This is a genomic window from Paracoccus haematequi, assembly GCF_900631945.1.
Lineage (GTDB): Bacteria > Pseudomonadota > Alphaproteobacteria > Rhodobacterales > Rhodobacteraceae > Paracoccus > Paracoccus haematequi_A.
Window position 1 is genome coordinate 61824 of sequence record NZ_UZWE01000019.1, and the last position, 12326, is coordinate 74149.

Consider the following 12326-nt stretch of genomic DNA (forward strand, 5'->3'; position numbering starts at 1 on the left):
ATTCACACGAAATATTGGATGCTGCCGGCGCCCGCGACAGGTCGCCGGATGCCATGAAGGAACATGATGATGCGTCTTGTGACCCTGTTCACGGCGGTCGCCCTGGGGCTTGCCGCATGTGGAAGCAGCCAGCCGGTCACGCTGGCCACTCCCACGGTGCCGCCGATCTATCAGGCCCGGACCGATACCGGCCCGAACGGAGAGCCGATCCAGATCCCCGCCGTCCGCGCCGCCTATCTGAACGAGCGCAACCAGCGCCAGCAGGTCGCCTATAACGGGCCGGAAGCGCCGGGCACCATCGTCGTCGATCCCTATGCCCGCGTGCTGTATCACGTCCAGCCGGGCGGTCAGGCGATGCGCTATGGCGTGGCCGTGGGCCGGGCGGGCACGGGCTATGCGGGCACCGCGACCATCGCGCGCAAGGCGGCCTGGCCAAGCTGGCGGCCGACCGACAACATGATCCGCACCCAGCCCGACCTTTACGCGCAGTTCGCGGGCGGGCTGTCGGGCGGGATGCACAACCCGTTGGGGTCGCGGGCGCTGTATCTCTACGAAGGCGGGCGCGACACCTATTACCGCATCCATGGCACGATGGATCCGTCCTCGATCGGCAAGGCGACCTCGGCCGGGTGCATCCGGCTGTTCAACCAGGACATCATCGACCTGTTTTCGGAAGTCAGCACCGGCACCACGGTCCATGTCCGCACCCAGGCGGAAAGCATCCGCTATGAAGGACCGATGACCGAAACGCCCGAGGGCTATGTGGTGCCCGCCGGGCAGGCGCCGATGGCCACGGCCTCTCTGGCCCCGGCCACCGCGCAGGTGACCGATCCCTATGCGGTGACGACCGTCGCCACGCCCTACAGCGCGCCGGTCACGACCGTTTCGCCGGTGGAAAGCGCCGTCCAGTAACGCCGCGCCGCCCCATCCTGCCGAAGGCCCCGGTTCGCGCCGGGGCCTTTCCGTTTGCAAATCGTGGAAATCTTCCGCAAAATCCGCGCGAAATCAGGCCCGCGCCAAGGATGAAGCGATGCCCAACTATAGCAAGCTGGAACAGGAACTGCTGACCGCCGAACAGCGCGCCCTGACGGAAAACAGCCGCGGCGCGGCCTTCGGGACGCTGGACGATCCCGGATTGTCCCGGCTGATCGCCGATCTGGACAAGGCTGTCGGCCAGGCCGGACCCAGGGGCGCGGACGGCCAGGTCGCGGCGGCGGATGTCCTGGCGGCAGCCCTGCGGCGGGCCAAGGCAGAGCGGCGCAAGCGCGGTCAGGCCGCACAGGGGGGCCAGGGCACTGCGGCGGAAGCTGCCGCCGAGACGCCGAAGCCCGCCGCCCCCAAACCCGCCGCCAAACCTGCCGCCAAACCCGCCCGGCGCAAGCCTGCCTCTCCGGCGCGGAAGCCTGCGGGCCGCGAAAAGGCCGAGGTGCGCAAGGCCGACCTGCGCACCGGATCGCGCCGCATCGCCAAGGCGAAGCCCGCGACCGCAGCTCTGGCCGAACCGGCGCCGCAGCCCTCTGTCGTCCCCACGGTTGCGCCCGCTCCGGCCAAATCGGCCGCCCCTGCCGTGACGAAACCGGCCTTAGCGGACAAGGCAGACGCGGATCGGAAGCACCAGGACAAGGCCGCCCGGAAAGCCGCAAAAGAGGCCGAGAAGGAGGCCCGCAAGGCGGCCCGCAAGGCGGAAAAGGATGCGGCCAAGGCCGCCCAGAAGGCTGAAAGAAAGGCCGAAAAAGCCGTTGCGAAGGCCGCGAAGGCCGATCCAGCCAAAACCAAGAAGACCAAGGGGAAGAAGGACAAGCCCAAGAAGGGCAAGGCGGGCAAGTCGCGTGCCGCCGATCCCCTGGACGCCGCCTGATCCCGATCCGGGGATGGGGGGACCGATCGCCCTTTGCCGCCGCGCGGTCGGCCGGATGGGACGGGCCGCAGCCGCCTTGGCAGTGCTGGCCCTGCCCGCGCAGGCCTTTCCCGCCGTGGACGCCCTGGCCGGACGCCCGCCCGTCCGCCAGTCGGATTCGCTGCGCTGCACCGATGACGGGCGCGACTGCGTGCGGCTGGACCACTATGCCGCCGATGTCTGCAAGCTGATCGAACGGAACGCGGCGGAGCGCGGGCTGGATCCGAATTTCCTGGCGCGGCTGCTGTGGAAGGAAAGCCGGTTCGAACCCGGCGCGATCAGCCCCGTGGGCGCGCTTGGCATTGCGCAGTTCATGCCCGGCACGGCCGATCTGTATGACCTGCACGACCCGTTCAACCCCGCCCAGGCGATCCACAAATCCGCCTGGTATCTGCGCCACCTGACCGACATGTTCGGCAATATCGGCTTGGCCGCCGTCGCCTATAACGGCGGGGAAAACCGCGCCGCGCGCTTCATCGGCAAGACCGGCGGCCTGCCCTATGAGACCCAGGATTACGTCGCCTCGATCACCGGATTCGAGGCGCTGCGCTGGCGCGACAACCCGCCCCCGGCCAGCGACCTGAAGCTGGCCCTGAACCCCGACATGGCCTTCCGCCCCGCCTGCGAGAAATTGGCGGGCGACCGCAAGCTGCGCGAATTCCTGATCCAGCCCAAGGTCTTTCCTTGGGGCGTGATCGTGGCCAGCCATCCCAGCCAGTCGGGCGCCATCCAACAGGTCGCCCGCCTGAACCGCAGCCTCCGCCCGATCCTGGGCGACAAGCAGGTGGGCTATGTCAGGAAACGCATCACCGGAATGCCGCGCGCCGTCTATACCGCCCAGATCGGCTGGGACAGCCGACGCGAGGCCGCGGCGTTCTGCAATCGCTTCAAGCAGTTGGGCGGGCGCTGCATCGTGCTGCGGAATTAAGGTCGGCGTGGTCCGGCCCCAAGGCCACTACCCTATCGTTTCTTGGACATTCGGCAGACGGTTTATCTCCTCGGGCGACAGATAGCTGTCGTCTGAGTCTTGCCAGAGGCAGCAACGCTTATCTTACAGTGACGGTCACGCAGCCGGACAAGGTTTTGCCACGCACCTCTGGCGTCGTGTTCCGAATGCAGAACTTGTCCTGCCCTGCAAAGCCTGCGGACGGCATATAGACGATCCCTTGCGGCGAAACGCCGATTTTCCCATTCGCAGGGGCGCGGGTAAGCGCAAGTTCGGTCGCAAAGGTTCGGGTACCGTTCGCATCGTCGATAAAGGCAGGATAGTCGATGACGCAAGACGACTCGCCCATACGCATTTCGAATTGACCGTTCCCCTTTCCGCTTGCCCAGCCGCGACCCAATCCGCCATTACAATCCGCATAAGCGGCGGGGGCCAAGACAAGAACCAGGGGAACGATTAAGGCAGATAACCTGGACATGCGCATCTTAATCTCCGAACCAATTAACAGCGCAATCAGACATGATTCGCATTACTAGATTATCACTATTTTAATTGATCCTATAGTTTGCATGAATACTGCAAGCGCCCCAATTCACAAAAAACTCTGCGGATCAATGTCCACCGACAGCCGCAAATTCGCGGGCGGCTTGTGCGGGGCCAGCCATGCGGCGATGGCGGCCTGCACCGGGGCCTGCCGGGGGGCGTGGACCAGCATCCGCATCCGGTGGCGACCCCGGATCCGCGCGATGGGCGCGGGCGCCGGTCCCCACAGTTGCGCGCCCGCCTCGTCCAGCGGCGCGGCATGGGCGGCCAGGTGGCGGGCGAAGTCGCTGACCACGCCCAGGTCGGGATGGGACAGGATGATCCCCGCCAGACGGCCGAACGGGGGCATTCCGGTGGCCTGGCGCCCGGCGGCCTCGGCGTTCCAGAAGGCTTCGTCCTCGCCCGACAGGATCGCGCGGATCACCGGATGGTCGGGCTGGTGGGTTTGCAGCAGCGCCACGCCCGGCGCCGCGCCCGACACCCGCCCGGCCCGGCCCGCGACCTGGCGCATCAACTGAAAGCTGCGTTCCGCCGCGCGCAGGTCGGCGCCTTGCAGGCCCAGGTCGGCGTCGACCACGCCCACCAGCGTCAGGCGCGGGAAGTTGTGGCCCTTGGCGACGATCTGCGTGCCGATGATGATCTGCGTGTCGCCATTCGCGATCTCGGCGATGGTGTCCTTCAGCGCGCGGGCGGACTGGAACAGGTCCGACGACAGCACCGTGGCTTTGGCATCGGGGAACCGGGCCGCGACCTCCTCGGCGATGCGTTCGACGCCGGGGCCGATAGGGGCCAGCTTGCCCTCGACCTTGCAGGACGGGCAGGCGGTCGGGATGGGCCGGGTTTCGCCGCATTGGTGGCAGACCAGGCGGTTCTGGAAGCGGTGTTCCACCATCCGCGCGTCGCATTGGTGGCAGGCGATCTGTTCGCCGCAGGCCCGGCAGACCGTCACCGGGGCGAAGCCGCGCCGGTTGAGGAACAGCAGCGACTGTTCGCCGCGCGCGATCCGCGATTCGACCGCACCCGCCAGCGTGGGCGAGATCCAGCGCCCCGAGGCCATCTCCTCGGCTCGCAGGTCGATGGCGGCCATGTCGGGCAGTTCGGCGGCGCCATAGCGCGACCGCAGATCCAGCCGCCGGTATTTGCCGCTGGCCGCGTTCACCCAGCTTTCCAGGCTGGGCGTGGCGGATGCGAGCACCACCTGCGCCCCGTTGATCGAGGCCCGCAGCACCGCCATGTCGCGGGCGCTGTAATAGACGACATCCTCTTGTTTATAGCTGGAATCGTGTTCCTCATCCACGACGATCAGGCCCAGGTCGCGGAAGGGCAGGAACAGCGCTGATCTTGCGCCGACGACCAGACCGACCTCTCCGCGACCGGCCATGTGCCACAAGCGGCGACGTTCGGTGCGGGTGATGCCGCTGTGCCATTCGCCGGGACGGGCGCCGAAGCGGGCCTCGACCCGGTCCAGAAACTCGGCCGACAGGGCGATTTCGGGCAGCAGGACCAACGCCTGACGGCCCGCGCGCAGGCATTCGGCGACGGCTTCCAGATAGACCTCGGTCTTGCCCGACCCGGTGACGCCGCGCAGCAAAGTGGTGCCGTAACCGCCCGAGCAAAGGGCGGCGCGCAAGGCGTCCGCCGCCGCCTTCTGGTCAGCGTCCAGCGGCTTGCCGGGACGCGCCGGATCAAGACGCGGATAGGGCAGATCGCGCGGCGCCTGAATCTCGGCCAGGGTGCCCGCCGCGACCAGGCCCTTGACCACCGCCGTGCCGACCCCGGCCAGGTGCGCCAGTTCCGACGCTGCAAAGCTTGCGCCGCCGTGGTCGGCCACGACCTGCATCACGCGCTCGCGCGCCTCGGTCATGCGCGACGGCGCGGCGCCGCCCGGCACGATTACGCGGCGCGCGGCGGGCGGCTGGTCCAGATCCGGCGCGCGGGTCGCCATGCGCAGCATCAGCGGCAGCGGCGTCAGCGTGTATTCGGCGGCGCGGGCCAGAAATTCCAGGAACCGCGCATCGAAGGGATCGGCATCCAGCACCCGCGCGACCGGGCGCAGCTTGGCGAGGTCGAAATCGCCCGTCCCCGGCCCCATCACCAGGCCCAGCACCCGGCGCGGCCCCAGCGGCACCAGGACCAACTGCCCCTGCGCCACCCCGCCTTCGGGCGCCAGGTAATCCAATACGCCCACGGGTTCGACCGTCAGGACGGCGATGCGGTCGCGCGCGGCGAAAAAGGCGTGGGGGCTTTTCATCGCCCTGATAAAACCCCGCCCCGCGCCCGTTGCAAGCCCGCCCTGCCCCTTTCGGCGGGCGGGGTTTTGCGCTATCACCCCCGCGAACCGCCTTGGGGAGCCTGACCATGAAATTCTTCCTTGATACCGCCGATGTGGATGCCATCCGCGAACTGAACGACCTGGGCATGGTCGACGGCGTGACCACCAACCCGTCGCTGATCCTGAAAGCCGGCCGCAACATCGAGGAGGTGACGGCCGAGATCTGCGCCCTGGTCGACGGCCCCGTCAGCGCCGAGGTCGTCGCCGACAAAGCCGAGGACATGATCCGCGAGGGCCGCCACCTGGCGAAGATCGCCAAGAACATCGCCATCAAGGTGCCGCTGACCTGGGACGGGCTGAAGGCCTGCCGGACCTTCGCCGACGAAGGCCACATGGTCAACGTGACGCTGTGCTTCACCGCCGCCCAGGCGATCCTGGCCGCCAAGGCGGGCGCCACCTTCATCAGCCCCTTCGTCGGGCGGCTGGACGATATCGGTCTGGACGGCGTGGATCTGATCGCCGACATCCGCGAGATCTATGACAACTATGGGTACGAGACCCAGATCCTCGCGGCCTCGATCCGGTCGGTGAACCACATCGTCGAGGTAGGCAAGATCGGCGCCGACGTGATCACCGCGCCCCCCGCCGTCATCAAGTCGATGGCAAAGCATGTCTTGACGGACAAGGGGCTTGAGCAGTTCACTGCCGACTGGGCCAAGACCGGTCAGAAGATCGGCGGATAACGCACGGAAACAGGTATAAGGCGGGACAGGCATGACGGCGGAACAGCAGGCGGTTCTGGATTCGGAAACGCGCGACAGGCTTCTGGCCGATCCCGGCGTCATCCTGGCCGACCGCGACCTGATGCGGGCGCTTGTCGCCGCCCGCGAGGCCGAGGTCGGCGACAATGTCATCGACATCCGCGGCCGCGCGATGGAGGTGCTGGAATCGCGCCTCGACCGGCTGGAAAGCCAGCATGAAAGCGTGATCGCCGCCGCCTATGACAACCAGTCGGGCACTGCGGTCGTCCACCGGGCGGTGATCGGGCTGCTGGAATCGGCCGATCTGGCCGAACTGGTGGACAGCCTGCAATCCGACATCGCCCCCCTGCTGCGGATTGAAACCCTGCGGCTGGTGGTCGAACCCGCCCCCGCCATCCCCGGCCTGCCCGAGGATGCCGTGACCGTCCCCGACGGCGCCATCGGCAGGATCATCGCCGCCGGACGGCGCACGCCGCGCGGCGACGACATCGTGCTGCGCCCTGCCTCGCCCATCACCCAGCCGCTGCACGGCCGCCAGGTCGCGTCCGAGGCGATGCTGCCCATCGACCTGGGCGCCCGGCGCCCGCGCGCCATGCTGCTGATGGGCAGCGGCGACGCGTCCCGCTTCATGCCCGCCCACGGCACCGACCTGCTGCGCTTCTTCGCCCAGGTGTTCCGGCTGGTGCTGCTGTCGCGGCTGCGCGGATGACCGCGCCGCTGGCCCTGGCCCCCGCCATGGCCGACGCCCTGTCCCGCTGGCTGGAGGTCGAGGCCGCGACCCGCGACAGGTCGAATCATACAGTCACCGCCTATCGCGGCGACCTGCTGGCCTTTCTGGCCTTCCTGGGCGCTCATCACGGCCAGCCCGCGACGCCGAAATCGCTGGGGGATCTGCGCCAGACCGACATGCGCGCCTTCGCCGCCGCCGAGCGCGCGCGGGGCCTGGGCGCGCGGTCGCTGGCCCGGCGGCAATCGGCGGTGCGCAGCTTCCTGCGCTGGATCTCGGACCGCGAGGGCCACGACCTGTCCGCCGCGCTGTCCACCCGCAGCCCGAAATACACCCGGTCCCTGCCCCGCCCGCTGACCCCCGACCAGGCGCGGGACACGCTGGACATGGTGGCCGTCCAGCACGACACCCCCTGGGTCGCCGCCCGCGATACTGCGGTGATGACGCTGCTGTGGGGCTGCGGGCTGCGCATCTCCGAGGCCCTGAACCTGGACGGCGCCGACTGGCCGTTCCGCGACAGCCTGACCATCACCGGCAAGGGCGGGCGGCAGCGGCATGTCCCCGTCCTGCCGGTGGCCCGCGACGCGGTGGCCGATTACCTGCGCCAATGCCCCTGGCGGCTGGCGCCGGACCAGCCGCTGTTTCGCGGCGTGCGCGGCGGGCGGCTGTCGCCCGGCGCGGTCGAGGGGACGATGCAGAAGGTCCGAGCATCGCTGGGCCTGCCGCCCACCGCGACCCCCCATGCGCTGCGCCACTCCTTCGCGACGCATCTGCTGGCGGCAGGGGGCGACCTGCGCACCATCCAGGAGCTTCTGGGCCATGCCAGCCTGTCCACCACGCAGGTCTATACCGGCGTGGACGACGCGCATCTGATGGCGGTCTATCATTCGGCGCATCCGCGGGGATGACGCCTCTGGACGGGAACCCGGCGATGGCACAGGATCGCCGCGTCACCCCGTCCCGAGATTTTCATGACCCCAGATCGCAGACAGTTCCTCAGCAGCGCCCTCGCGCTTGCGGCCCTTGCCGGTCCCGGCGCAGCAGAATCCGCGCGCGTCGATTACATCCCCTATCCGCGCGAGGCGCCCCGCGCAGGGGCCAACCCCGCCTATGATGAACCCGCGACCATCGGCGAGACGCTGACCGTCGACCATGCCGGTCAGGAACGGCGGGTTCACCTCTATGTGCCGCAGGGCGGCGACGGGCCGCGCCGGTCGATGCTGCTGCTGCACGGGGCGCAGCGGACCGGGCGGTCGATGCTGGACATGTGGCAGGCGGCGGCGGATCGCAGCGGCGTGGTGCTGATCGCCCCCGACGCGCTGGCCCAGGGCTGGTCGCCCGATGCCGATCCGCCCGACCTGCTGGTCGCCGCGCTGAACGCCGCCGCAGCGCGGGTGCCGCTGGCCCCGGACGGGGTCGCGATGTTCGGCCATTCCTCGGGCGGGATGCTGGCGCAGCTTTACGCCAACCAGGTCCAAGGACCGTGGCGCGCCGTCGCAACCCACGGCGCGGCGCTGCCCGCCGATGCGATCCGGTCGCCCGCCGTCTCTCCGGTTCCGATGCGGCTCTACATCGGCGCGGGCGACCACCTGTTTCCGCCCCGCCAGGCGCGCGTGACGACGGATGCCCTGGCGGCGGCGGGCCATCCCGCCCAGATGATCGGGATCGCCGGGCATACGCATTGGTATTACGCCCTGGGGCCCTGGCTGGCCGAAGATTGCCAGGCCTGGCTGTCGGATCACGGCCTGGGCTGACAGGCAGCAGAACCCCGCCGCCCGTTTCCGCGTTTAGCGCGCAGGATCAGAAGGATGTCACGATGACCACACATGCGATCTTCAACCGGCCGATGGACGCGCCGATCCCGCCGGGCTTTGACCAGGCGATCTTCGGCATGGGCTGCTATTGGGGCCCCGAGCGGCTGTTCTGGAAACAGAACGGGGTCTGGCTGACCCAGGTGGGCTTCGCCGGCGGCACGACCGAGAACCCGACCTATGAGCAGGTCAAGTCCGGCACCACCGGCCATGCCGAGGTCGTGCGCGTGATCTATGACAGCTCGAAGATCAGCTATGATCACCTGCTGCAACTGTTCTGGGAAAACCACGACCCGACCCAGGGCGACCGCCAGGGCAACGACGTGGGCGACCAGTACCGCAGCCTGATCATGGTCTTTACCGACAGCCAGCGCGCGGCGGCCGAGGCGTCGAAGATCGACTATGACAACCGCCTGGCCGTGGCGGGTTTCGGCAAGATCACCACCCGGATCGTCGGCCCCGCCCCCTTCTGGCCCGCCCATGACGCGCATCAGCAGTATCTGGAAAAGAACCCCGACGGTTATTGCGGCCTGAAGGGCACCGGAGTAGAGGCGAGCCTGCCCAACCCGGATCCGATCTGATGACCACTTTTACCGCGCTGACCCATGTCCAGGGCCGCCAGGCCGCCGAAGCCCTGGCCGAGGCTTGCGAGGATCTGGATCCCGAACCCGTCGGCACCGGCGTCTTCGAGATCGAGGACGGCTCGGACCGCTGGGAAGTCGGCGTCTATTTCACCGAACGCCCCGACGAGATCGCGCTTGCGCTGCTGGCGGCGGTCCACGGCGCCAACCCCTTCGCCGTGTCCGAACTGCCCGAGGTGGACTGGGTGGCCCATGTGCGGCGCGAACTGACCCCGGTGCGCGCGGGGCGGTTCTTCGTCCATGGCAGCCACGACGCCGACAAGGTGCCCGAAGGCGTCGAGGCCCTGTGGATCGAGGCCGCGATGGCCTTCGGCACCGGCCATCACGACACCACCAAGGGCTGCCTCGAGGCCCTGGACCGTCTGGCCGTGCAGGGGTTCCAGCCGCATCGCATCGTCGATATCGGCTGCGGCACCGCCGTCCTGGCGATGGCCGCCGCTCGGTTGTGGCCGGTCACGGTTCTGGCCAGCGACATCGACGCGGTGGCGGTCGATACGGCGGCCGCCAATGTCATCGCCAACGGCTTGGACGGGCGGGTGATCTGCCTTGAAGCCGCGGGCTTCGGCCATCAGATGCTCGAGGACAACGCGCCCTACGACCTGGTTCTGGCCAATATCCTGAAGCAGCCGCTGATCGATCTGGCCCCGCAGATGGTCCAGATGGTCGCGCCGAACGGGCAGATCATCCTGTCTGGCATCCTGACCACCCAGGCAGACGAGGTGGCCGAGGTCTATGGCGCGCAAGGCTTTTCCCTGGACCGGCGCGACGACCTGGGCGACTGGTCGGCGCTGACGCTGGCGCGGCGATCCTGACCGCCCTGGGCGGGCTTGAAAAACCGGCGGCAATCGGCTATGTAACGGTGGCTGATGTTCTTCCTACGACCTTCTGTCTGCTTCACGGCTTCAGATGTTCTTGCGACGACTGGGCCGCGCCACCGCAATCTCGCGGGTGGCATACATGACAGGAGATATCACGATGGCCAATGGCACCGTGAAATGGTTCAACGCCACCAAAGGCTTCGGCTTCATCCAGCCGGAACATGGCACGAAAGACGTGTTTCTGCACATTTCCGCAGTGGAGCGCGCCGGCCTTCAGCAGATCAAGGACGGCCAGGCCGTGACCTTCGACGTGGAACGTGGCCGCGACGGCCGCGAATCGGCGACGAACCTGGCACTGGCCTAAGTCGCCTCTGCACTGAAAAATCGGGCGGCAGCATTGGCTGCCTCCCTTCCCGATCACCGGACGCTGCGGCGCGGGATCGGATGAATTCCATGAAAGATCCGTTTTGATAGAAATCAACTGGGGCAAGCCCCTGTCCTTTGTCATTTCGCCCGAGGGCGAAGTGAAGACCTTTTCCACCCTTGAAACCGCCGCTTATTGGCTGGACCGCAAATGGCCGGTCGACGACGTTCAGCGCCGCCATGCCGCGCAGATGCTGGATGCGGCCGCCCATTGCATGACCCCGGTCGGAACCGCGCGCGAAGCCTTTGCCCATGCCGCCCGGTCGGCGGGGTTCCTGGCCGTCGCCAAGCCGCACTGATCCCGGCAGGGATTGCCGGACAAGAAAAAACCCCCTCTGCATCCGCATTGGGGGTTCGTTCGTCTTGGCCGGTGGTGCTGGCTTAGAAGCCGCGCGCAATCCGCTCGATGTCGCCGCGGCACAGACCGATATCGTCCAGCTCGCGATCCGACAGGCGGTTCAGTTCACGACGGGTCACGCGGGCATCGTTCCACGCGCTCAGCATCGAGAAGAAGTTCGCAGCGACTTTGCCAACGCCCCCAACAGCATGGCTGCGGTTCAGTTCCATCGTCGACATTTTCATCACCTGTTTCAGAAGTGCCCGACCATCGGGCATTCGCTTCATGCAGCAGGATATAGATTGGGCACCTCGTTAAGAGTAGCCGCAGACCGGGCAAGGCGGCTATGCGCGGATTGCAGATTGGAAAAGCCTCAAAACGACAGGAATGTCGCTTTTGCGCCGTGGAATGCCGCATTGCAGCAATCGTTTCTTACCAATCCCCTAACGCCGCCTGCCACAACGCAAGTGCCGCTACGGCAGCCGTATCGGCGCGCAGGATTCGCGGTCCCAGGCTGATGCGATTCACGAAGGGCAAGGCCCTCAGCCGGGCGCGTTCGGCATCGGAAAACCCGCCCTCGGGACCGATCAGGATCGCCCAGGGACCGCGCGGCAGGCCCGCCAGGGTATCCGCCGGACCGGCCATCGCCTCGTCCGCCCACAGGATGCGGCGGGACGCGTCCCAGCCGTCCAGCAGGCGCGGCAGCGGCGCCAGGTCGGCGATGGCGGGCACGAAGGTGCCGCCGCATTGCTCGGCCGCCTCGACCGCATGGGCTTGCAGGCGGTCCTGCCGGATGCGTTCGGAATTGGTGAACTCGGTCTGCACGGGCAGGATCCGCGCGGCGCCCATCTCGGCAGCTTTCTCGACGATGAAATCGGTACGCGCCTTCTTGATCGGCGCGAAGACCAGCCACAGATCGGGCGGGTTCCGCTGCGGCGCGGTCTGTTCCAGAACGTCCAGCGACCCGCCGCGCTTGCCCGCCGACGCGATCCGCGCCGACCAGGCGCCGTCGCGGCCGTTGAACACCTCGATCACGGCGCCGGGCGACAGGCGCATGACACCCCCCAGATAATGCGCCTGGGCGGCGTCCAGCGGAACGGGTTGTCCCGTGCCCAGCGGGTGATCTATGAACAGCCTGATCCTTGCCATG

At 67.9% G+C, this 12326-nt stretch carries 15 protein-coding genes; 11 read left to right on the plus strand and 4 right to left on the minus strand.

The window, feature by feature from the left end; translation table 11 throughout:
- Positions 1 to 69: 69 nt before the first annotated feature.
- The 3 genes from PARHAE_RS02715 to PARHAE_RS02725 all read left to right on the plus strand — a co-directional run bounded on the left by PARHAE_RS02715 (position 70) and on the right by PARHAE_RS02725 (position 2825).
- Positions 70 to 912, plus strand: a complete 843-nt coding sequence (locus PARHAE_RS02715; RefSeq protein ID WP_126153116.1) for a L,D-transpeptidase family protein — start codon at positions 70 to 72, stop codon at positions 910 to 912.
- A gap of 118 nt (positions 913 to 1030) precedes the next feature.
- Positions 1031 to 1858 carry a hypothetical protein gene (locus tag PARHAE_RS02720; RefSeq protein ID WP_126153068.1) on the plus strand — a complete coding sequence of 276 codons (828 nt, stop codon included), beginning with the start codon at positions 1031 to 1033 and terminating at the stop codon, positions 1856 to 1858.
- Positions 1830 to 2825 carry a lytic transglycosylase domain-containing protein gene (locus tag PARHAE_RS02725; RefSeq protein ID WP_241232644.1) on the plus strand — a complete coding sequence of 332 codons (996 nt, stop codon included), beginning with the start codon at positions 1830 to 1832 and terminating at the stop codon, positions 2823 to 2825. Before PARHAE_RS02720 ends, PARHAE_RS02725 begins: the two co-directional genes overlap by 29 nt.
- Positions 2826 to 2943: 118 nt before the next feature.
- Here PARHAE_RS02725 and PARHAE_RS02730 read toward each other — a convergent pair whose 3' ends face one another.
- Positions 2944 to 3198 (minus strand): hypothetical protein, encoded by a 255-nt coding sequence (locus PARHAE_RS02730; protein WP_126153069.1) that lies wholly within the window; start codon positions 3196 to 3198, stop codon positions 2944 to 2946.
- A gap of 237 nt (positions 3199 to 3435) precedes the next feature.
- Positions 3436 to 5637, minus strand: a complete 2202-nt coding sequence (locus PARHAE_RS02735; protein ID WP_126153070.1) for a primosomal protein N' — start codon at positions 5635 to 5637, stop codon at positions 3436 to 3438.
- 107 nt (positions 5638 to 5744) lie between these two features.
- On the opposite strand from PARHAE_RS02735, the gene fsa reads away from it, so the two are divergent.
- The 8 genes from fsa to PARHAE_RS02775 all read left to right on the plus strand — a co-directional run bounded on the left by fsa (position 5745) and on the right by PARHAE_RS02775 (position 11138).
- Positions 5745 to 6401, plus strand: a complete 657-nt coding sequence (fsa, locus tag PARHAE_RS02740) for a fructose-6-phosphate aldolase (RefSeq protein ID WP_126153071.1) — start codon at positions 5745 to 5747, stop codon at positions 6399 to 6401.
- 31 nt (positions 6402 to 6432) lie between these two features.
- Positions 6433 to 7128, plus strand: a complete 696-nt coding sequence (locus tag PARHAE_RS02745) for a DUF484 family protein (RefSeq protein WP_126153072.1) — start codon at positions 6433 to 6435, stop codon at positions 7126 to 7128.
- Complete coding sequence (locus PARHAE_RS02750; RefSeq protein ID WP_126153073.1) at positions 7125 to 8054, plus strand: tyrosine recombinase XerC; 930 nt, start codon at positions 7125 to 7127, stop codon at positions 8052 to 8054. The genes PARHAE_RS02745 and PARHAE_RS02750 overlap by 4 nt, the downstream gene beginning before the upstream one ends.
- Positions 8055 to 8117: 63 nt before the next feature.
- Positions 8118 to 8900: a dienelactone hydrolase family protein gene (locus tag PARHAE_RS02755; protein WP_126153074.1), complete on the plus strand. Its 783-nt coding sequence runs from the start codon at positions 8118 to 8120 to the stop codon at positions 8898 to 8900.
- Positions 8901 to 8962: 62 nt separating this feature from the next.
- On the plus strand, positions 8963 to 9538 hold the full coding sequence (gene msrA, locus PARHAE_RS02760; RefSeq protein ID WP_126153075.1) for a peptide-methionine (S)-S-oxide reductase MsrA: 576 nt from the start codon (positions 8963 to 8965) through the stop codon (positions 9536 to 9538).
- Complete coding sequence (locus tag PARHAE_RS02765) at positions 9538 to 10410, plus strand: 50S ribosomal protein L11 methyltransferase (RefSeq protein ID WP_126153076.1); 873 nt, start codon at positions 9538 to 9540, stop codon at positions 10408 to 10410. The genes msrA and PARHAE_RS02765 overlap by 1 nt, the downstream gene beginning before the upstream one ends.
- Positions 10411 to 10573: 163 nt before the next feature.
- Complete coding sequence (locus tag PARHAE_RS02770; protein WP_126153077.1) at positions 10574 to 10780, plus strand: cold-shock protein; 207 nt, start codon at positions 10574 to 10576, stop codon at positions 10778 to 10780.
- A 103-nt stretch (positions 10781 to 10883) separates the two neighbouring features.
- Complete coding sequence (locus PARHAE_RS02775) at positions 10884 to 11138, plus strand: DUF982 domain-containing protein (RefSeq protein WP_241232645.1); 255 nt, start codon at positions 10884 to 10886, stop codon at positions 11136 to 11138.
- A gap of 82 nt (positions 11139 to 11220) precedes the next feature.
- Here PARHAE_RS02775 and PARHAE_RS02780 read toward each other — a convergent pair whose 3' ends face one another.
- Both PARHAE_RS02780 and PARHAE_RS02785 read right to left on the minus strand, forming a co-directional pair.
- The gene (locus PARHAE_RS02780) at positions 11221 to 11415 is read right to left on the minus strand and encodes a DUF1127 domain-containing protein (protein WP_126153078.1); all 195 of its coding nucleotides are present in this window, start codon (positions 11413 to 11415) and stop codon (positions 11221 to 11223) included.
- A 193-nt stretch (positions 11416 to 11608) separates the two neighbouring features.
- Complete coding sequence (locus PARHAE_RS02785; RefSeq protein ID WP_126153079.1) at positions 11609 to 12325, minus strand: 16S rRNA (uracil(1498)-N(3))-methyltransferase; 717 nt, start codon at positions 12323 to 12325, stop codon at positions 11609 to 11611.
- Position 12326: the final 1 nt, after the last annotated feature.

Excerpts from the sequence above, each read along its gene's own strand:
- PARHAE_RS02780 (WP_126153078.1), bottom strand. The coding sequence starts at position 11,415 with ATGTCGACGATGGAACTGAACCGCAGCCATGCTGTTGGGGGCGTTGGC.
- PARHAE_RS02770 (WP_126153077.1), top strand. The coding sequence starts at position 10,574 with ATGGCCAATGGCACCGTGAAATGGTTCAACGCCACCAAAGGCTTCGGC.
- PARHAE_RS02735 (WP_126153070.1), bottom strand. The coding sequence starts at position 5,637 with ATGAAAAGCCCCCACGCCTTTTTCGCCGCGCGCGACCGCATCGCCGTC.
- msrA (WP_126153075.1), top strand. The coding sequence starts at position 8,963 with ATGACCACACATGCGATCTTCAACCGGCCGATGGACGCGCCGATCCCG.
- PARHAE_RS02715 (WP_126153116.1), top strand. The coding sequence starts at position 70 with ATGCGTCTTGTGACCCTGTTCACGGCGGTCGCCCTGGGGCTTGCCGCA.
- PARHAE_RS02755 (WP_126153074.1), top strand. The coding sequence starts at position 8,118 with ATGACCCCAGATCGCAGACAGTTCCTCAGCAGCGCCCTCGCGCTTGCG.
- PARHAE_RS02745 (WP_126153072.1), top strand. The coding sequence starts at position 6,433 with ATGACGGCGGAACAGCAGGCGGTTCTGGATTCGGAAACGCGCGACAGG.
- PARHAE_RS02785 (WP_126153079.1), bottom strand. The coding sequence starts at position 12,325 with ATGGCAAGGATCAGGCTGTTCATAGATCACCCGCTGGGCACGGGACAA.
- PARHAE_RS02730 (WP_126153069.1), bottom strand. The coding sequence starts at position 3,198 with ATGCGTATGGGCGAGTCGTCTTGCGTCATCGACTATCCTGCCTTTATC.
- PARHAE_RS02765 (WP_126153076.1), top strand. The coding sequence starts at position 9,538 with ATGACCACTTTTACCGCGCTGACCCATGTCCAGGGCCGCCAGGCCGCC.
- fsa (WP_126153071.1), top strand. The coding sequence starts at position 5,745 with ATGAAATTCTTCCTTGATACCGCCGATGTGGATGCCATCCGCGAACTG.
- PARHAE_RS02720 (WP_126153068.1), top strand. The coding sequence starts at position 1,031 with ATGCCCAACTATAGCAAGCTGGAACAGGAACTGCTGACCGCCGAACAG.
- PARHAE_RS02750 (WP_126153073.1), top strand. The coding sequence starts at position 7,125 with ATGACCGCGCCGCTGGCCCTGGCCCCCGCCATGGCCGACGCCCTGTCC.